The 18,283-nt window shown below is 69.2% G+C and carries 14 protein-coding genes and 1 pseudogene; 14 read left to right on the top strand and 1 reads right to left on the bottom strand.

The features are described 5' to 3' along the window. The first annotated feature begins 14 nt into the window (after positions 1 to 14). The 13 genes from ACVHNB_RS37475 to nuoN are packed head-to-tail and all read left to right on the top strand — an operon-like array spanning position 15 to position 15,609. Entirely contained in the window at positions 15 to 569 is a 555-nt protein-coding gene (locus ACVHNB_RS37475) for a NuoB/complex I 20 kDa subunit family protein (RefSeq protein ID WP_006133126.1), read from the top strand. Then, on the top strand, positions 566 to 1,288 hold the full coding sequence (locus ACVHNB_RS37470) for an NADH-quinone oxidoreductase subunit C (protein WP_456226877.1): 723 nt from the start codon (positions 566 to 568) through the stop codon (positions 1,286 to 1,288). Before ACVHNB_RS37475 ends, ACVHNB_RS37470 begins: the two co-directional genes overlap by 4 nt. Continuing rightward, the gene (locus tag ACVHNB_RS37465; RefSeq protein WP_428954147.1) at positions 1,288 to 2,610 is read left to right on the top strand and encodes an NADH-quinone oxidoreductase subunit D; all 1,323 of its coding nucleotides are present in this window, start codon (positions 1,288 to 1,290) and stop codon (positions 2,608 to 2,610) included. Before ACVHNB_RS37470 ends, ACVHNB_RS37465 begins: the two co-directional genes overlap by 1 nt. Next, complete coding sequence (gene nuoE / locus ACVHNB_RS37460) at positions 2,607 to 3,467, top strand: NADH-quinone oxidoreductase subunit NuoE (protein ID WP_428954148.1); 861 nt, start codon at positions 2,607 to 2,609, stop codon at positions 3,465 to 3,467. Before ACVHNB_RS37465 ends, nuoE begins: the two co-directional genes overlap by 4 nt. Then, the gene (gene nuoF, locus ACVHNB_RS37455; protein WP_428954149.1) at positions 3,467 to 4,825 is read left to right on the top strand and encodes an NADH-quinone oxidoreductase subunit NuoF; all 1,359 of its coding nucleotides are present in this window, start codon (positions 3,467 to 3,469) and stop codon (positions 4,823 to 4,825) included. The genes nuoE and nuoF overlap by 1 nt, the downstream gene beginning before the upstream one ends. Beyond that, a complete protein-coding gene (locus ACVHNB_RS37450; protein WP_428954150.1) occupies positions 4,822 to 7,320 on the top strand; it encodes an NADH-quinone oxidoreductase subunit G in 2,499 nt (832 codons plus the stop codon). The genes nuoF and ACVHNB_RS37450 overlap by 4 nt, the downstream gene beginning before the upstream one ends. An 11-nt stretch (positions 7,321 to 7,331) precedes the next feature. Next, positions 7,332 to 8,702: an NADH-quinone oxidoreductase subunit NuoH gene (gene nuoH, locus ACVHNB_RS37445; protein ID WP_428957640.1), complete on the top strand. Its 1,371-nt coding sequence runs from the start codon at positions 7,332 to 7,334 to the stop codon at positions 8,700 to 8,702. After that, positions 8,695 to 9,312, top strand: a complete 618-nt coding sequence (gene nuoI / locus ACVHNB_RS37440; RefSeq protein WP_428954151.1) for an NADH-quinone oxidoreductase subunit NuoI — start codon at positions 8,695 to 8,697, stop codon at positions 9,310 to 9,312. The genes nuoH and nuoI overlap by 8 nt, the downstream gene beginning before the upstream one ends. Beyond that, positions 9,309 to 10,145: an NADH-quinone oxidoreductase subunit J gene (locus tag ACVHNB_RS37435; protein WP_428954152.1), complete on the top strand. Its 837-nt coding sequence runs from the start codon at positions 9,309 to 9,311 to the stop codon at positions 10,143 to 10,145. Before nuoI ends, ACVHNB_RS37435 begins: the two co-directional genes overlap by 4 nt. Further along, positions 10,142 to 10,441, top strand: coding sequence for an NADH-quinone oxidoreductase subunit NuoK (gene nuoK, locus ACVHNB_RS37430; RefSeq protein WP_003974374.1), 300 nt, complete (start codon positions 10,142 to 10,144; stop codon positions 10,439 to 10,441). Before ACVHNB_RS37435 ends, nuoK begins: the two co-directional genes overlap by 4 nt. A gap of 16 nt (positions 10,442 to 10,457) precedes the next feature. Then, positions 10,458 to 12,359: an NADH-quinone oxidoreductase subunit L gene (gene nuoL, locus ACVHNB_RS37425; RefSeq protein WP_428954153.1), complete on the top strand. Its 1,902-nt coding sequence runs from the start codon at positions 10,458 to 10,460 to the stop codon at positions 12,357 to 12,359. A 5-nt stretch (positions 12,360 to 12,364) separates the two neighbouring features. Then, on the top strand, positions 12,365 to 13,939 hold the full coding sequence (locus ACVHNB_RS37420; protein WP_456226876.1) for an NADH-quinone oxidoreductase subunit M: 1,575 nt from the start codon (positions 12,365 to 12,367) through the stop codon (positions 13,937 to 13,939). A 20-nt stretch (positions 13,940 to 13,959) separates the two neighbouring features. Then, entirely contained in the window at positions 13,960 to 15,609 is a 1,650-nt protein-coding gene (gene nuoN, locus ACVHNB_RS37415) for an NADH-quinone oxidoreductase subunit NuoN (protein WP_456226875.1), read from the top strand. Positions 15,610 to 15,674: 65 nt separating this feature from the next. On the opposite strand, the pseudogene ACVHNB_RS37410 reads toward nuoN, so the two are convergent. After that, positions 15,675 to 16,032, bottom strand: a pseudogene (locus tag ACVHNB_RS37410) (hypothetical protein). A gap of 197 nt (positions 16,033 to 16,229) precedes the next feature. Here ACVHNB_RS37410 and recQ point away from each other — a divergent pair. Further along, on the top strand, positions 16,230 to 18,209 hold the full coding sequence (gene recQ, locus ACVHNB_RS37405) for a DNA helicase RecQ (protein WP_456226874.1): 1,980 nt from the start codon (positions 16,230 to 16,232) through the stop codon (positions 18,207 to 18,209). Positions 18,210 to 18,283: the final 74 nt, after the last annotated feature.

Here is an 18,283-nt window from a genome sequence, read left to right as displayed (position 1 = left end):
GGAGCCACAGACCAATGGGACTCGAAGAAAAGCTGCCGAGCGGATTCCTTCTGACCACCGTCGAGCAGGCCGCCGGCTGGGTGCGCAAGTCATCCGTCTTTCCGGCCACGTTCGGACTCGCGTGCTGCGCCATCGAGATGATGACGACGGGCGCGGGGCGCTACGACCTGGCGCGGTTCGGCATGGAGGTGTTCCGCGGGTCGCCCCGCCAGGCGGACCTGATGATCGTCGCGGGCCGGGTGAGCCAGAAGATGGCGCCCGTCCTGCGGCAGGTCTACGACCAGATGCCCAACCCCAAGTGGGTCATCTCCATGGGTGTCTGCGCCTCGTCCGGCGGGATGTTCAACAACTACGCGATCGTGCAGGGCGTCGACCACGTCGTCCCGGTCGACATCTATCTGCCCGGCTGTCCGCCCCGGCCCGAGATGCTGATGGACGCGATTCTCAAGCTCCATCAGAAGATCCAGTCCTCCAAGCTCGGCGTGAACGCCGAGGAGGCGGCCCGTGAGGCGGAGGAAGCGGCGCTCAAGGCGCTCCCGACGATCGAGATGAAGGGGCTGCTTCGGTGAGTGACGAGCAGTTGAACGGGTCCGGCGGTGCGGGACTGCCGGAACAACGGGGCGGGGCGGGCGAGGAGATCCGCGTCCAGCGCGGCATGTTCGGCGCCGACAACGGCGGCGACACCTCCGGCTACGGCGGACTCGTCCGCTCGGTCCGGCTGCCCGGCGAGACCGCCCGCCCCTACGGCGGCTGGTTCGACGAGGTCACCGACGAGCTGGAGGGCGCCCTGGAGGAACAGGGCCTGGTCCCCGGCAACGCCATCGACAGGACGGTCGTCGACCGCGACGAGATCACCTTCCACATCGAGCGCGAGTACCTGGTCCGGGTGGCCCGGACGCTGCGCGACGACCCGGCCCTGCGGTTCGAGCTGTGCACCGGCGTCTCCGGTGTGAACTACCCCGGCGACAAGGGCCGCGAGCTGCACGCCGTCTACCACCTGCGGTCGATCACCCACAACCGGCTGATCCGCCTGGAGGTCTCGATGCCGGACGCGGACCCGCACGTCCCGTCCCTGGTCGCCGTGTACCCGACGAACGACTGGCACGAGCGCGAGGCGTACGACTTCTTCGGCATCGTCTTCGACGGCCACCCCGCGCTGACGCGGATCATGATGCCGGACGACTGGCAGGGCTTCCCGCAGCGCAAGGACTATCCCCTCGGCGGCATCGCCGTCGAGTACAAGGGCGCCCAGATCCCGGCTCCGGACCAGCGGAGGTCGTACAGCTGATGACTACTCCCCACGCAACTCCGCGCGCGACCACCGAAGGCACCGTGTACACGGTCACCGGTGGCGACTGGGACGAGGTCGTCCAGTCCGCGGTGAAGTCCGACGACGAGCGCATCATCGTCAACATGGGGCCCCAGCACCCGTCCACGCACGGCGTGCTGCGCCTGATCCTGGAGATCGACGGCGAGACGGTCACCGAGGCGCGCTGCGGAATCGGTTATCTGCACACCGGTATCGAGAAGAACCTCGAGTACCGCACGTGGACGCAGGGCACCACGTTCGTGACGCGCATGGACTACCTGACGCCGTTCTACAACGAGGCGGCGTACTGCCTCGCCGTCGAGAAGCTTCTCGGCATCGAGAACGACATCCCCGACCGCGCCAGCATCATCCGGGTCCTCCTGATGGAGCTGAACCGGATGTCCTCGCACCTGGTGGCGATCGCCACCGGCGGCATGGAACTCGGCGCGACCACGATCATGATCTACGGCTTTCGTGATCGTGAACTCATTCTCGATATCTACGAGTTGATCACCGGCCTGCGGATGAACCACGCGTACATCCGGCCCGGCGGACTCGCCCAGGACCTGCCGCCCGGCGCGGTGGACCAGCTGCGCGAGTTCGTGAAGAAGATGAAGAAGAACCTTCCCGAGTACGACAAGCTCGCCACCGGGAACCCCATCTTCAAGGCCCGTATGCAGGACGTCGGCTACCTCGACCTCGCGGGCTGCATGGCCCTCGGCGCCACCGGGCCGATCCTGCGCTCCGCCGGTCTGCCGCACGACCTGCGCAAGGCGCAGCCGTACTGCGGATACGAGAACTACGACTTCGAGATCCCGACCGCCGACACCTGCGACTCCTACGGGCGCTTCCTGATCCGCCTGGAGGAGATGCGCCAGTCGGTGCGGATCGTCGAGCAGTGCCTGGACCGGCTGGAGCCGGGCCCGGTCATGGTCGGCGACAAGAAGATCGCCTGGCCCGCGCAGCTGGCCCTCGGGCCGGACGGTCTCGGCAACTCGCTCGACCACATCAAGAACATCATGGGCACCTCCATGGAGGCCCTCATCCACCACTTCAAGCTGGTGACCGAGGGCTTCCGCGTCCCGCCGGGACAGGCGTACGCCGCCGTGGAGTCGCCCAAGGGGGAGCTCGGTGTGCACGCCGTGTCCGACGGCGGCACCCGCCCCTTCCGGGTCCACTTCCGTGACCCGTCCTTCACCAACCTGCAGGCGATGGCCGCGATGTGCGAGGGCGGCCAGGTCGCCGACGTCATCGTCGCTGTCGCGTCCATCGACCCCGTGATGGGAGGCGTCGACCGGTGACCACCAGTTCTTCGGAGCAGGGCGTCAGCCTGGGCATGCCCCAACTGCCCGCGCCCGGTTACCCGGACGATGTCCGGGCCCGTCTGGCGGCGGACGCGCGCGAGATCATCGCCCGCTACCCCGACTCCCGCTCGGCGCTCCTGCCGATGCTGCACCTCGTGCAGGCGGAGGAGGGGCATGTCACGCGCACCGGCATGCAGTTCTGCGCGGACATGCTCGACCTGACCACGGCCGAGGTCACCGCCGTCGCGACCTTCTACACGATGTACCGAAGGAAGCCGAGCGGCGACTACCAGGTCGGCGTCTGCACCAACACGCTGTGCGCCGTCATGGGCGGCGACGCCATCTTCGAGACGCTCCAGGAGCACCTCGGCGTCGGCAACAACGGCACCACGGACGACGGCAAGGTCACGCTGGAGCACATCGAGTGCAACGCGGCCTGCGACTTCGCCCCCGTCGTGATGGTCAACTGGGAGTTCTTCGACAACCAGACGCCCGAGTCCGCCACGCGGCTCGTCGACGACCTGCGCGCGGGAGCGCAGGTGTCACCCACCCGCGGCGCCCCGCTGTGCACCTTCAAGGAGACCGCGCGGATCCTGGCCGGCTTCCCCGACGAGCGCGAGGGCGCCGTCGAGGCGAGCGGCAGCGCGGGCCCGGCCTCCCTGATCGGGCTGCGCCTGGCCAAGGGCGAGACCTCGCCCGCGCGCGTGGTCCACCCGCGCGCGGCGGGGGCCGAGGGCGCACAGCCCCACGACCCGTCGCCCGCCGAGCACCTCAGTTCGCACGACGCGCCGCAGGACACATCGGCCTCGGACCCGGACCACCCAGCCGGTCCCGCCGCCGAGGAGGGGGAGTGATGACCTTGGCAGCCGAGATCGACAACAACGACACCAGCCCGGAGAAGCTGCTCTCACCGGTCCTGTCGGCCTTCTGGGACGAGGACAAGTCCTGGTCTTTGGATGTGTATCGCCGGCATGAGGGGTACGAGGGGCTGCGCAAGGCCCTCGCGATGTCGCCGGACGACCTGATCGCGTATGTGAAGGACGCGGGGCTCCGCGGGCGTGGTGGTGCCGGGTTCCCGACCGGGATGAAGTGGCAGTTCATCCCGCAGGGAGACGGCAAGCCTCACTATCTTGTTGTCAACGCCGACGAATCGGAGCCGGGGACCTGCAAGGACATCCCGCTCCTCTTCGCGAACCCGCACAGCCTCATCGAGGGCATCGTGATCGCGTGTTACGCGATCCGTTCGGAGCACGCGTTCATCTACTTGCGCGGTGAAGTGGTCCCCGTACTGCGGCGCTTGCACGAGGCCGTGCGCGAGGCCTACGCCGCGGGGTACCTCGGGCAGAACGTCCTCGGGTCCGGTCTCAACCTTGAACTCACCGTGCACGCCGGCGCAGGCGCGTACATCTGTGGTGAGGAGACCGCACTCCTGGACTCGCTCGAGGGCCGTCGTGGCCAGCCGCGACTGCGTCCTCCCTTCCCGGCGGTCGCGGGCCTCTACGCGTGCCCCACTGTCGTGAACAACGTCGAGTCCATCGCGTCGGTTCCCGCGATCCTGAATCGCGGCAAGGACTGGTTCAAGTCGATGGGCAGCGAGAAGTCCCCGGGCTTCACGCTGTACTCGCTCAGCGGCCACGTCGCCTCGCCCGGACAGTACGAGGCCCCGCTCGGCATCACGCTGCGCCAGCTGCTCGACATGAGCGGCGGCATCCGCCCCGGCCACCGGCTCAAGTTCTGGACGCCCGGCGGCAGTTCGACGCCGATGTTCACCGACGAGCACCTCGACGTGCCCCTCGACTACGAGGGTGTCGGCGCCGCCGGATCGATGCTCGGCACCAAGGCGCTGCAGTGCTTCGACGAGACGACCTGCGTGGTGCGGGCGGTCACGCGGTGGACCGAGTTCTACGCCCATGAGTCCTGCGGCAAGTGCACGCCGTGCCGCGAAGGGACGTACTGGCTCGTGCAGTTGCTGCGCGACATCGAGGCCGGCAAGGGCGCCATGGAGGACCTCGACAAGCTGAACGACATCGCCGACAACATCAACGGCAAGTCGTTCTGCGCCCTCGGCGACGGCGCCGCCTCGCCGATCTTCTCCTCGCTCAAGTACTTCCGCGAGGAGTACGAGCAGCACATCACGGGCAAGGGCTGCCCCTTCGATCCGGCCCGCGCCACGGTGTGGGCCGATCAGCACCGCACGGAGGTGAACGCATGACTGTGACCACCAGCGCTCCCTCCGGGGGCGGCGAGGCGGCGGTTCCGCCGGAGGACCTGGTCACCCTCACCATCGACGGCATCGAGATCAGCGTCCCCAAGGGGACGCTCGTCATCCGGGCCGCCGAGTTGCTGGGGATCGAGATCCCCCGCTTCTGCGACCACCCGCTCCTCGACCCGGCCGGCGCCTGCCGCCAGTGCATCGTGGAGGTGGAGGGCCAGCGCAAGCCGATGGCGTCCTGCACCATCACCTGCACCGACGGCATGGTGGTCAAGAGCCAGCTCTCCTCGCCCGTCGCCGAGAAGGCGCAGCGCGGCGTGATGGAGCTGCTGCTCATCAACCACCCGCTGGACTGCCCGGTCTGCGACAAGGGCGGCGAGTGTCCGCTGCAGAACCAGGCCATGTCGCACGGACAGGCCGACTCGCGCTTCGAGGGCAAGAAGCGCACCTACGAGAAGCCGGTGCCGATCTCCACGCAGGTGCTGCTCGACCGTGAGCGGTGCGTGCTGTGCGCGCGCTGCACCCGGTTCTCGAACCAGATCGCGGGCGACCCGATGATCGAGCTGATCGAGCGCGGCGCGCTCCAGCAGGTCGGTACGGGCGAGGGCGACCCCTTCGAGTCGTACTTCTCCGGGAACACCATCCAGATCTGCCCGGTGGGCGCGCTCACCTCGGCGGCGTACCGGTTCCGCTCCCGCCCCTTCGACCTCGTCTCGTCGCCGTCGGTGTGCGAGCACTGCTCCGGCGGCTGCGCGACGCGCACCGACCACCGGCGCGGCAAGGTCATGCGCCGCCTCGCGGCCAACGACCCCGAGGTCAACGAGGAGTGGATCTGCGACAAGGGCAGGTTCGGCTTCCGGTACGCGCAGAAGCCGGACCGGCTGACGACGCCCCTGGTCCGTGACGCCGACTCCGGCGAACTGCGGCCCGCGTCCTGGCCCGAGGCCCTGGAGACCGCCGCGCGCGGGCTCGGCGCGGCGCGCGGCCGGGCCGGTGTCCTCACCGGAGGCCGGCTGACCGTCGAGGACGCCTACGCGTACAGCAAGTTCACGCGCGTCGCCCTCGACACGAACGACATCGACTTCCGCGCGCGCGTGCACAGCGGTGAGGAGGCCGACTTCCTCGCCGCGCGCGTCGCGGGCCGCGGCCGTGACCTGGACGGCAGCGGAGTCACGTACAAGAAGCTGGAGAAGGCCCCCGCGGTCCTTCTGGTCGGCTTCGAGTCGGAGGAGGAGGCGCCCGGCGTCTTCCTCAAGCTCCGCAAGGCCTGGCGGGGACACGGCCAGCGGGTCTTCTCGCTCGCCACGCACGCGACGCGCGGCCTGGAGAAGGCGGGCGGCACGCTGCTGCCCGCCGCGCCCGGCACCGAGCCCGAGTGGCTGGACGCGCTCGCCTCCGGCGTCGGCCTGGAGGACGGCGGAGCGGTCGCGGCGGAGGCGCTGCGCACCGAGGGCGCCGTGCTCGTCGTCGGCGAACGGCTCGCGGCCGTCGCGGGCGGACTCACCGCCGCCGTACGGGCCGCGTCCGCGACCGGCGCCGAACTGGTGTGGATCCCGCGCCGCGCCGGTGAGCGCGGCGCGATCGAGGCCGGCGCGCTGCCGTCGCTGCTGCCGGGCGGACGTCCGGCCACCGACCCGCGCGCGCGGGACGAGGTCGCCGCCGCCTGGGGTGTGGCCGCGCTGCCGCACCGTCACGGGCGGGACACCGGCCAGATCGTGGAGTCCGCCGTCACCGGCGAGCTGCAGGCCCTCGTCGTCGCGGGCGTCGAGGTCGCCGACCTGCCGAACCCGGCACGCGCGCGTGAAGCGCTTCACGAGGTCGGGTTCCTGGTCTCCCTGGAGCAGCGGCCCAGCGAGGTCACCGAGCACGCGGACGTCGTGCTTCCGGTGGCCGCGGTCGCCGAGAAGGCGGGCACGTTCCTCAACTGGGAGGGCCGGGCCCGGATGTTCGAGGCCGCGCTCAAGCCCGACCAGATGACGCGCCGCGTCGCCCCGACCGACGGGCGGGTGCTGCAGATGCTGGCCGACGCCATGGACGTCCACCTGGGGCTGCCCGATCTGCGCGCCGCGCGCGGGGAGCTGGACCGCCTGGGCAACTGGGACGGGCCGCACGCGACCGAACCGCTGGAGACGGGCGCGCAGTTGCCGCGCCCGGCCTCCGGTGAGGCCGTGCTCGCCGGGCACCGGTTGCTGCTCGACCAGGGCCGTCTCCAGGACGGCGACGACGCGCTCGCCGGGACGCGGCACACCGCCCACGCGCGCGTGTCCGCGGCCACGGCCGCCGAGGTGGGGGTCAAGCACGGCGACGTGCTGGCCGTCACCGGGCCCGCGGGCGCGATCGCGCTGCCGCTCCAGGTGACGCAGATGCCGGACCGCGTGGTGTGGCTGCCGCTCAACTCCGCGGGCGGGGGCGTCGCTTCGGACACCGGTGCCGTCCCCGGCGACCTGGTGAAGATCGGCCCGGCCGCCGCCGAGGCCCCGGAGGTGCAGTCATGAGCCCCACGGCACTGAGCCCAGTGGCACTCGAAGACCTGTCGATGTTCGGTACCGACCCGTGGTGGCTGGTCCTCATCAAGGCGGTGTTCTGCTTCGCCTTCCTGATGGTGACCGTGCTGTTCTCCATCGTGTGGGAGCGCAAGGTCGTCGCCTGGATGCAGCTGCGCATCGGCCCGAACCGGCACGGCCCCTGGGGCATGCTCCAGTCGCTCGCCGACGGCATCAAGCTGATGCTCAAGGAAGACGTGATCGTCAAGCGCGCGGACAAGGTGGTCTACATCCTTGCGCCGATCGTCGCCGCGATCCCCGCCTTCATGGCGATCGCCGTGATCCCGTTCGGCCCGTCCGGCAACGAGATCTCGATCTTCGGCCACCGTACGGCGATGCAGCTGACGGACCTGCCGATCGCGATGCTCTACATCCTCGCGGTCGCCTCCGTCGGCATCTACGGCATCGTGCTGGCCGGCTGGTCGTCCGGCTCCACGTACCCGCTGCTCGGCGGTCTGCGGTCCTGCGCGCAGATGATCTCGTACGAGATCGCGATGGGCGCCGCGTTCGCCTCGGTGTTCCTGTACTCGGGCTCGATGTCGACGTCGGAGATCGTCGCCCAGCAGCACGACCGCTGGTACATCGTGCTGCTGCCGGTCTCGTTCCTGATCTACATCGTGACGATGGTCGGGGAGACGAACCGCGCTCCGTTCGACATGCCGGAGTCCGAGGGCGACCTCGTCGGCGGCTTCAACACCGAGTACTCGTCGATCAAGTTCGCGATGTTCATGCTCGCCGAGTACGTGAACATGGTGACGGTCTCGGCGGTGTCCGTGACGCTCTTCCTGGGCGGCTGGCGCGCACCGTGGCCGATCTCCACGTTCTGGGAGGGCGCGAACCACGGCTGGTGGCCGCTGCTCTGGTTCGTCGTCAAGGTCCAGCTGCTGCTGTTCTTCTTCATCTGGCTGCGCGGCACGCTGCCGCGGGTGCGCTACGACCAGCTGATGAAGCTCGGCTGGAAGGTCCTCATCCCGGTCTCCGTGGTGTGGCTGATGCTCGTGGCGACGGTGCGGACCCTGCGCAACGAGAACTACGACTTCGCCACCATCGCCCTGTACGTCGGCGGCGCCATCCTCGTGCTCCTGCTGCTGTCGTTCGTCGTGGACATCTTCCGCGACCGGGGGGCCAAGCAGGGCGCGGCGGACGAACCGGCCGCCTTCGACCCGATGGCGGGCGGATTCCCCGTGCCGCCGCTGCCCGGACAGACGCTGCAGCCCGTGCCGCGCCGACGCCCGCGCCATGAGCGGGAGTTGATTGTCAGTGGTGGCCCCGATACTGCGAGTGACGAATCACTTGGCGGATCTCGTGACGGAAAGGAGGCGTCCGATGGCTGACGAGAACGAGAAGGACACCAAGCCCGGGTTCATGAACCCCGTCGCCGGCTTCGGCGTGACCTTCAAGGCCATGTTCAAGAAGCGGCTGACCGAGCAGTACCCGGAGGAGCAGAAGACCACCGCTCCCCGCTTCCACGGCAGGCACCAGCTCAACCGCCATCCGGACGGCCTGGAGAAGTGCGTCGGCTGCGAGCTGTGCGCCTGGGCCTGCCCGGCGGACGCCATCTACGTGGAGGGCGCGGACAACACCGAGGAGGAGCGCTACTCCCCGGGTGAGCGGTACGGCCGCGTCTACCAGATCAACTACGCCCGCTGCATCCTGTGCGGATTGTGCATCGAGGCGTGCCCCACGCGCGCGCTCACGATGACGAACGAGTTCGAGCTGGCCGACAGCAGCCGCGCCAACCTGATCTACACCAAGGAGCAGCTGCTCGCCGGCCTCGACGAGGGCATGGTCGACAGCCCGCACTCGATCTTCCCGGGCATGGACGAGCAGGACTACTACCGGGGTCTTGTCACGGAGGCCGCGCCGGGCACCGAGCGCCAAGTGGCCGTCTCCAAGGGCGAGAAGCCCTCGGAGGCCGTCGAGGCCGAGGAGGTGGAGGCATGAGCGCGCAGCTCGCCGCCTACTCCACCTCCACCGGTGAGGCGTTCCAGTTCTGGGTCCTCGGCACGGTCGCCGTCATCGGCGCGCTGTGCACGATCCTGATGAAGAAGGCCGTGCACAGTGCCCTGTGCCTGGCCGGGACCATGATCATCCTCGCGGTGTTCTACCTGGCCAACGGGGCGTACTTCCTGGGCATCGTGCAGATCGTCGTCTACACGGGCGCGATCATGATGCTCTTCCTGTTCGTGGTCATGCTCGTCGGCGTCACCGCGGCGGACTCCCTGAAGGAGACCATCAAGGGACAGCGCTGGCTGGCCGCCCTGTGCGGGCTCGGCTTCGGGGTCCTGCTGATCGCGGGGATCGGGAACGCGTCGCTGAAGCAGTTCAACGGCCTCGGCAAGGCGAACGCGAACGGGAACGTCGAGGGCCTGGCGACCCTGATCTTCACCAAGTACGTCTTCGCCTTCGAGATCACCGGCGCCCTGCTGATCACGGCCGCCATCGGCGCCATGGTGCTCACGCACCGCGAGCGCACCGAGCGGGCCAAGACCCAGCGGGAGCTCGCCGAGCAGCGGGTGCGCGAGGGCAAGCACCTGCCGCCGCTGCCCGCCCCCGGCGTCTACGCCCGGCACAACGCGGTGGACATCGCCGGCCTGCTGCCCGACGGCACCCCCTCGGAGCTCACGGTGATGCAGACGCTGCGCGAGCGCGGCCAGATCCGGGACGTCTCCGGTGAGGCGCTGAACGACCTCAAGGCCCTGGAGCAGCGTTCCGCCGAGCGCCTGGAGCGCACGGACCTCGACCACGCTGCGCAGGCAGAGGAGGCGTCGAAGTGAACCCGGTCAACTACCTGTATCTCGCCGCCCTGTTGTTCACGATCGGTGCCACCGGCGTGCTCATCAGGCGGAACGCGATCGTGGTGTTCATGTGCATCGAGCTGATGCTGAACGCGTGCAACCTCGCGTTCGTCGCGTTCTCCCGGATGCACGGCAATCTCGACGGCCAGATCATCGCGTTCTTCACGATGGTCGTCGCCGCCGCGGAGGTCGTGGTCGGGCTCGCGATCATCGTGTCGCTGTTCCGTTCCCGCCACTCGGCCTCGGTCGACGACGCCAGCCTGATGAAGCTGTAAGGGGTCGCGAACCACCATGAATGCAGAGAACTTGATTGCGCTGCTGGTAGCGGCGCCCCTGCTCGGAGCGGCCGTACTGCTGTGCGGCGGGCGGGCGTTGGACCGGGTGGGGCATCTGCTCGGCACGCTGCTCGCGGCCGTCTCCTTCGTGATCGCCCTCGTGCTCTTCTCCGACATGCTCGGCAAGAGCCCGGAGGACCGCACGTTCAGCCAGTACCTGTTCAGCTGGATCCCCGTCGAGGGCTTCCAGGCGGACGTCGCCTTCCAGCTGGACCAGCTGTCGATGACGTTCGTGCTGCTGATCTCCGGTGTCGGCACGCTGATCCACATCTACTCGATCGGGTACATGGAGCACGACGAGCGGCGCCGCCGCTTCTTCGGCTACCTGAACCTGTTCGTCGCGGCGATGCTCCTGCTGGTCATCGCCGACAACTACCTGCTGCTGTACGTCGGCTGGGAAGGCGTGGGCCTCGCCTCGTACCTCCTCATCGGCTTCTGGCAGCACAAGCCGAGCGCGGCCACCGCCGCGAAGAAGGCGTTCCTGGTCAACCGCGTCGGCGACATGGGTCTGTCGATCGCGATCATGCTGATGTTCACGACGTTCGGCACGTTCGCCTTCAAGCCGGTGCTCGACAGCGTCGGTGACACCTCCGAGGGCAAGCTCACCGCGATCGGCCTGATGCTGCTGCTCGCCGCGTGCGGCAAGTCGGCGCAGGTGCCGCTGCAGTCCTGGCTCGGCGACGCGATGGAGGGCCCGACCCCGGTCTCGGCCCTCATCCACGCCGCGACCATGGTGACCGCGGGTGTCTACCTGATCGTCCGCTCCGGCGCGATCTTCAACGCGGCGCCCGACGCGCAGCTCGTCGTCACGATCGTCGGCGCGGTCACGCTGATGTTCGGTGCGATCGTCGGTTGCGCGAAGGACGACATCAAGAAGGCCCTCGCGGGCTCGACGATGTCGCAGATCGGCTACATGGTGCTCGCCGCGGGCCTCGGCCCCATCGGCTACGTCTTCGCGATCATGCATCTGGTGACGCACGGCTTCTTCAAGGCCGGGCTCTTCCTCGGCGCCGGTTCGGTCATGCACGGCATGAACGACGAGGTCGACATGAGGAAGTACGGCGCTCTGCGGAAGTACATGCCGGTCACCTTCGTGACGTTCGGCCTCGGGTACCTCGCCATCATCGGCTTCCCGGGCCTGTCCGGCTTCTTCTCCAAGGACAAGATCATCGAGGCGGCGTTCGCGAAGGGCGGGACGGAAGGCTGGATCCTCGGCTCCGTCGCCCTGCTCGGCGCGGCCATCACCGCGTTCTACATGACCCGCGTGATGATCATGACCTTCTTCGGTGAGAAGCGCTGGCAGCCCGACGCCGAAGGCCACGAGCCGCACCCGCACGAGTCCCCGTCGTCCATGACGATCCCGATGATCGTGCTCGCCGTCGGCTCGGTCTTCGCCGGTGGGTTCTTCTCGATCGGCGACCGCTTCCTGAACTGGCTGGAGCCGGTCACCGGCCACGAGCACGGTCACCCGCCGATCAGCGCGGCCGCGGTCACCGGAGCCACCATGGTGGCCCTGGTGATCGGTGTGGCCATCGCCTGGCTCCAGTACGGGCGCCGCGAGGTGCCGGTGCTCGCCCCGCGCGGCTCGCTGCTCACCCGCGCCGCCCGGCGCGACCTGCTCCAGGACGACTTCAACCACGTCGTCCTCGTACGCGGCGGCGAGCACCTCACGCGCTCGCTGGTGTACGTCGACCACACCCTGGTCGACGGGGTGGTCAACGGGACGGCCGCTTCCGTGGGCGGCCTCTCCGGCCGGCTGCGCAAGCTCCAGAACGGCTACGTGCGCTCGTACGCCGTCTCGATGTTCGGCGGTGCGGCGGTCATCGTCGCCGCGACCCTGCTGATGAGGGCGGTCTGATACCGATGTCCTTTCCTCTGCTGACAGCGACGGCGGTGCTTCCGGCCGTGGGCGCGATCGCCACGGCCGCCGTGCCGGCGAAGCAGCGCACCGCGGCCAAGTGGCTCGCGCTGCTCTTCTCGCTCGCGACGCTGGTGGTCGCGGCCGTGGTGGCGGTCCGCTTCGATCCGGACGGCGCCCGCTACCAACTCACGGAATCCCACGCGTGGATCGCGGACTTCGGGGTCCGGTACGAGCTGGGTGTGGACGGCATCGGGGTCGCGCTCGTCGCGCTGACCGCGCTGCTGATCCCGTTCGTGATCCTGGCCGGCTGGCACGACGCGGACCCGCAGGAGACCGGCAACAGCCGGTGGCGTCCGACCCAGGGCTTCTTCGCCCTGATCCTGCTGGTCGAGGCGATGGTGATCATCTCCTTCGAGGCCACCGACGTCTTCCTCTTCTACATCTTCTTCGAAGCCATGCTCATCCCGATGTACTTCCTCATCGGCGGCTTCGGGGACCGTGCGGGCCCGCACGGCGAGAAGGAGGCCGCGACCCAGCGTTCGTACGCCGCGGTCAAGTTCCTCCTCTACAACCTCGTCGGCGGTCTCATCATGCTGGCGGCCGTGATCGGTCTCTACGTGGTCGCGGGGAACTTCTCGCTCCAGGAGATCGCGGCCGCGCGGGCCAACGGCTCGCTCGACATGGCGACCAACACCGAGCGGCTGCTCTTCCTCGGGTTCTTCTTCGCCTTCGCGGTGAAGGCCCCGCTGTGGCCGCTGCACACCTGGCTGCCGAACGCGATGGGCGAGGCCACGGCCCCGGTCGCCGTACTGATCACGGCAGTTGTCGACAAGGTCGGCACCTTCGCGATGCTCCGCTTCTGCCTCCAGCTGTTCCCGGAGGCGAGCAAGTGGGCGACGCCGGTCATTCTCGTACTGGCGCTCATCAGCATCGTGTACGGAGCACTGCTCGCGGTCGGCCAGCGCGACATCAAGCGCCTGGTGGCGTACGCGTCGATCTCGCACTTCGGCTTCATCATCCTGGGCATCTTCGCGATGACCAGCCAGGGCCAGTCCGGCGCGACGCTCTACATGGTCAACCACGGTATTTCGACGGCCGCGTTGATGCTGGTCGCCGGATTCCTGATCTCCCGGCGCGGCTCGCGCCTCATCGCGGACTACGGCGGTGTGCAGAAGGTCGCGCCGGTGCTCGCCGGCACGTTCCTCATCGGTGGTCTCGCCACGCTGTCCCTGCCGGGCCTCGCGCCCTTCGTGAGTGAATTCCTGGTCCTGGTCGGCACGTTCACGCGCTACCCGGTGATCGGCATCATCGCGACCTTCGGCATCGTCCTGGCCGCGCTCTACACGCTGGTCCTCTACCAGCGCACCATGACCGGCCCGGTGAAGCCGTCGAACGAGGGCATCGCCGACCTGCGCGTGCGTGAACTCGCGGTCCTGGTCCCGCTGATCGGCGTACTGATCTTCCTCGGTGTGTACCCGAAGCCGCTCACCGAGCTGGTGAACCCGGCGGTCAAGCACACCATGTCCGACGTCCAGAAGAAGGACCCGAAGCCGGAAGTGGAGGCGGCTCACAAGTGAGTTCACACATGAGTGATCTGGTGAGCGCGCCAGCTGTCCACACCCTGTGGACAACGGCGGCCGATCCGATCTCCAAGATCGACGCACCGAAGATCGAGTACGGGCAATTGTCCCCGACCTTGATCGTCATCGGTGCCGCCGTCCTGGGGATCCTGGTCGAGGCCTTCGTGCCGCGCCGGTCCCGCTACTACGTGCAGGTCTTCCTGTCCGTCGTCGCCCTCGCGGCCGCCTTCGCGGCGGTCGTGGCGCTGGCGGCCGGCGGGTACGGCACGACGAAGGCGCACATCGCGGCCATGGGCGCGATCGCCGTCGACGGTCCGGCGCTCTTCCTCCAAGGGGCCATCCTGCTGGCCGGGTTGGTGTCGATCTTCACGTTCGCGGAGCGGCGGCTCGACCCGGAGGCGCACGGCAACCGCGTCGACTCGTTCGCCGCGCAGGCCGCGTCCGTCCCCGGCAGCGACAGCGAAAAGGCCGCCGTGAAGGCCGGGTTCACCACCACCGAGGTGTTCCCGCTGGCGCTCTTCGCCATCGGCGGCATGCTGGTCTTCCCCGCGGCGAACGATCTGCTGACGCTGTTCATCGCCCTGGAGGTCTTCTCCCTGCCGCTGTACCTGCTGTGCGCCGTGGCCCGCCGTAAGCGGCTCGTGTCGCAGGAGGCCGCGGTCAAGTACTTCCTGCTCGGCGCGTTCGCCTCGGCCTTCACGCTGTTCGGCATCGCGCTGCTGTACGGCTACGCGGGCTCCGTCTCGTACGCCACCATCGCGAGCGTCGCCGACGGCTCGGTGCAGAACATCGACCCGGCCCTCGCCGACACGATGGGCAACGACGCGCTGCTGCTCATCGGCATGGCACTCGTGGTGATGGGCCTGCTGTTCAAGGTCGGCGCCGTGCCGTTCCACATGTGGACCCCGGACGTCTACCAGGGCGCCCCGACGCCGGTCACCGGCTTCATGGCGGCGGCCACGAAGGTCGCGGCGTTCGGTGCGCTGCTCCGGCTCCTGTACGTGGTCCTGCCGGGGCTGCGCTGGGACTGGCGGCCGGTCATGTGGGCCGTCGCCATCGTCACGATGCTCGCGGGCGCGATCGTCGCGATCACACAGACCGACATCAAGCGGCTCCTCGCCTACTCGTCGATCGCGCACGCCGGCTTCATCCTGGCCGGTGTCATCGCCACCAGCCCGGACGGCGTCTCGTCGGTCCTCTTCTACCTGGGCGCGTACTCCTTCGTCACGATCGGCGCCTTCGCCGTGGTGACGCTGGTGCGCGACGCGGGCGGCGAGGCGACGCACCTGTCGAAGTGGGCGGGGCTCGGCCGGCGCTCGCCGCTGGTCGCGGCGGTCTTCGCGATCTTCCTGCTCGCCTTCGCCGGTATCCCGCTGACCTCCGGGTTCGCGGGGAAGTTCGCGGTGTTCAAGGCCGCGGCCGAGGGCGGCGCGGGTGCGCTCGTCGTGGTCGGTGTGGTGTCGTCGGCCATCGCCGCGTTCTTCTACATCCGCGTGATCGTCCTGATGTTCTTCAGCGAGCCGAAGGCGGACGGCCCGACCGTCGCCGTGCCCTCGCCGCTGACCATGACGACGATCGCGGTGGGCGTCGCGGTGACGATCGTGCTCGGCCTCGCGCCGCAGTACTTCCTGGATCTGGCGGGTCAGGCGAGCGTCTTCGTCCGGTAGGCCGCATACGGATCCACGGAAGCCCGGCCCCTCGTGGGGAGCCGGGCTTCCGCATGTCCGGGGTCTCAGTCCCTGTCGCGCCGGGCCTTGATCGCCATGAGGTCCAGCTCCACGGGGAAGGGCGCGTCCACCCTCATGCGCCCGCGGAAGATCCCGACGCTGACGTAGGCGCCGGTGGTGGGCTCCAGCTCGAAGGCGTGGACGACGGCCGAACTGCGCCGGTGCCACGGACTGCAACCGCCCATCGAAGAAGTCGATGGTGCGCGTGTGAAGCACGGTCTGCGGAGTCGCGAAGACCAGGATCCCGTCGATCAATTCCGTGTGCGGCGGGAGATTCGGAAGCCGGTCCAGGTCGTCGGCGGTGTAGCCGCCCTCGGGCGGCATCGGCCAGGTAGGCGTGGACGCCTTCGGTTCGATGCCCAGCGGTGCTCCCACGGGACGGAGTCTCGCCGGAGCTCTCAGGCTGACGCTCGGTAATGATCTGGTCTCCCACGGACGTGTGAACGACTCTCTGACTGTGAGGAAGTTATCCACAGGGTCTGTTGTGGATAAGTCTCGGGCTGTCGGTCCGGACCCCTATCGTTGCGGGGGAAGTCGAGATCGGCAGGACGGGACTGGGTATGAGCGAGGTGACCGGGAGCGAGGCACTCACCACGCTCCACCGCGTCTTCGGGTACGACGCCTTCCGGGGTGAGCAGGAAGCGATCATCGAGCACGTGGTCGCGGGCGGGGACTCCGTCGTCCTCATGCCGACCGGTGGCGGCAAGTCGCTCTGCTACCAGATCCCGGCCCTGGTCAGGCCGGGCACCGGTGTGGTCGTCTCGCCGCTGATCGCGCTGATGCAGGACCAGGTGGACGCGCTGCGCGCGCTCGGGGTGCGCGCCGGGTTCATGAACTCGACGCAGGACTTCGACGAGCGGCGCACCGTCGAGGCCGAGTTCCTCGCGGGCGAGCTGGACCTGCTCTACCTGGCGCCGGAGCGGCTGCGTCTCGACAACACCCTCGACCTGCTGTCCCGCGGCAGGATCTCGGTCTTCGCCATCGACGAGGCGCACTGTGTCGCGCAGTGGGGCCACGACTTCCGCCCCGACTATCTGGCGCTGTCGGTGCTCGGCCAGCGCTGGCCCGACGTGCCGCGCATCGCGCTCACCGCGACGGCGACGCACGCCACGCACCAGGAGATCACCCAGCGCCTGGGCATGCCGGACGCCAAGCACTTCGTGGCGAGCTTCGACCGGCCCAACATCCAGTACCGGATCGTCGGCAAGGCCGACCCGAAGAAGCAGCTGCTCTCCTTCCTCAAGCAGGAGCACGAGGGCGACGCGGGCATCGTGTACTGCCTGTCGCGCAAGTCGGTGGAGGCGACCGCAGAGTTCCTCTGCCGGAACGGGATCGACGCCGTGCCGTACCACGCGGGCCTCGACGCGGGCACGCGCGCGGCGCACCAGTCCCGGTTCCTGCGCGAGGAGGGCCTCGTCGTCTGCGCGACCATCGCGTTCGGCATGGGCATCGACAAGCCCGACGTCCGGTTCGTCGCCCACCTGGACCTGCCGAAGTCCGTCGAGGGGTACTACCAGGAGACCGGCCGTGCCGGGCGCGACGGAATGCCGTCCACGGCCTGGATGGCGTACGGGCTGCAGGACGTCGTCCAGCAGCGGAAGCTGATCAACATGGGGGAGGGCGACGAGGCGTTCCGGCGCCGGGCGTCGTCCCATCTCGACTCGATGCTGGCGCTGTGCGAGACGGCGCAGTGCCGCCGCGCCCAGCTCCTGACGTACTTCGGTCAGGAGGCGCCCGGCTCCTGCGGCAACTGCGACACCTGCCTGACCCCGCCCGAGACCTGGGACGGCACCGTCGCCGCCCAGAAGATCCTGTCCACGGTGGTGCGGCTGCAGCGGGAGCGGGGGCAGAAGTTCGGCGCGGGCCAGATCATCGACATCCTGCTGGGCAAGCGCACCGCGAAGGTCATCCAGTTCGACCACGACCAGCTCTCCGTCTTCGGCATCGGCGAGGACCTGACCGAGAACGAATGGCGGGGCGTGGTGCGGCAGTTGCTCGCCCAGTCCCTCATCGCGGTCGAGGGCGAGTACGGGACGCTGGTGCTCACCGAGGAGAGCGGGACCGTGCTCGGGCGGCAGCGGGAGGTGCGGCTGCGCAAGGAGGCCCCGAAGGCGGCGTCGCGCTCCACCGCGCGTGAGCGCAGGGCCAAGTCGCCGGCGGCCGATCTGCCCGAGGAGCTGATGCCCGTCTTCGAGGCGCTGCGGGCCTGGCGCGGAGCACAGGCGAAGGAGAACGGGGTCCCGGCGTACGTCATCTTCCACGACGCGACGCTCAAGGAGATCGCGGTCCAGCGGCCCACGTCCCTCGGGCAGTTGGGCACGATCGGCGGCGTCGGCGAGAAGAAGCTGGCGACGTGGGGCGAGGGGGTGCTTGCGGCGCTGGCCGCGCTGGACGGGGGCGATGCGGGTGCCGGTGCGGGTGCGGGTGCCGGTGCCGGTGCGGGTGCCGATGCCGGGTCCGGTCCGGGGGCGCAGGAGGGGGAGGGAGACTTCGGGCCGGAGCCGGACTTCGGGCCCGAGCCGGACGACATCGACTGGTGACGGGGCCTCCGGCGGTGTGGCGGTGAGCGGCGGCGCTGTGGCGCGGGCGGCGGTGAGAGGTGCCGCCCGCGCCG

Source organism: Streptomyces sp. YJ-C3, from assembly GCF_053891275.1.
This window is presented reverse-complemented; position numbering and strand designations above follow the sequence as displayed.

Bases quoted from the DNA above. Each gene is read 5' to 3' on its own strand.
- nuoF (WP_428954149.1), top strand. From the start codon at position 3,467: ATGACCTTGGCAGCCGAGATCGACAACAACGACACCAGCCCGGAGAAG.
- recQ (WP_456226874.1), top strand. From the start codon at position 16,230: ATGAGCGAGGTGACCGGGAGCGAGGCACTCACCACGCTCCACCGCGTC.
- nuoL (WP_428954153.1), top strand. From the start codon at position 10,458: ATGAATGCAGAGAACTTGATTGCGCTGCTGGTAGCGGCGCCCCTGCTC.
- ACVHNB_RS37450 (WP_428954150.1), top strand. From the start codon at position 4,822: ATGACTGTGACCACCAGCGCTCCCTCCGGGGGCGGCGAGGCGGCGGTT.
- ACVHNB_RS37435 (WP_428954152.1), top strand. From the start codon at position 9,309: ATGAGCGCGCAGCTCGCCGCCTACTCCACCTCCACCGGTGAGGCGTTC.
- nuoI (WP_428954151.1), top strand. From the start codon at position 8,695: ATGGCTGACGAGAACGAGAAGGACACCAAGCCCGGGTTCATGAACCCC.
- ACVHNB_RS37465 (WP_428954147.1), top strand. From the start codon at position 1,288: ATGACTACTCCCCACGCAACTCCGCGCGCGACCACCGAAGGCACCGTG.
- ACVHNB_RS37475 (WP_006133126.1), top strand. From the start codon at position 15: ATGGGACTCGAAGAAAAGCTGCCGAGCGGATTCCTTCTGACCACCGTC.
- ACVHNB_RS37420 (WP_456226876.1), top strand. From the start codon at position 12,365: ATGTCCTTTCCTCTGCTGACAGCGACGGCGGTGCTTCCGGCCGTGGGC.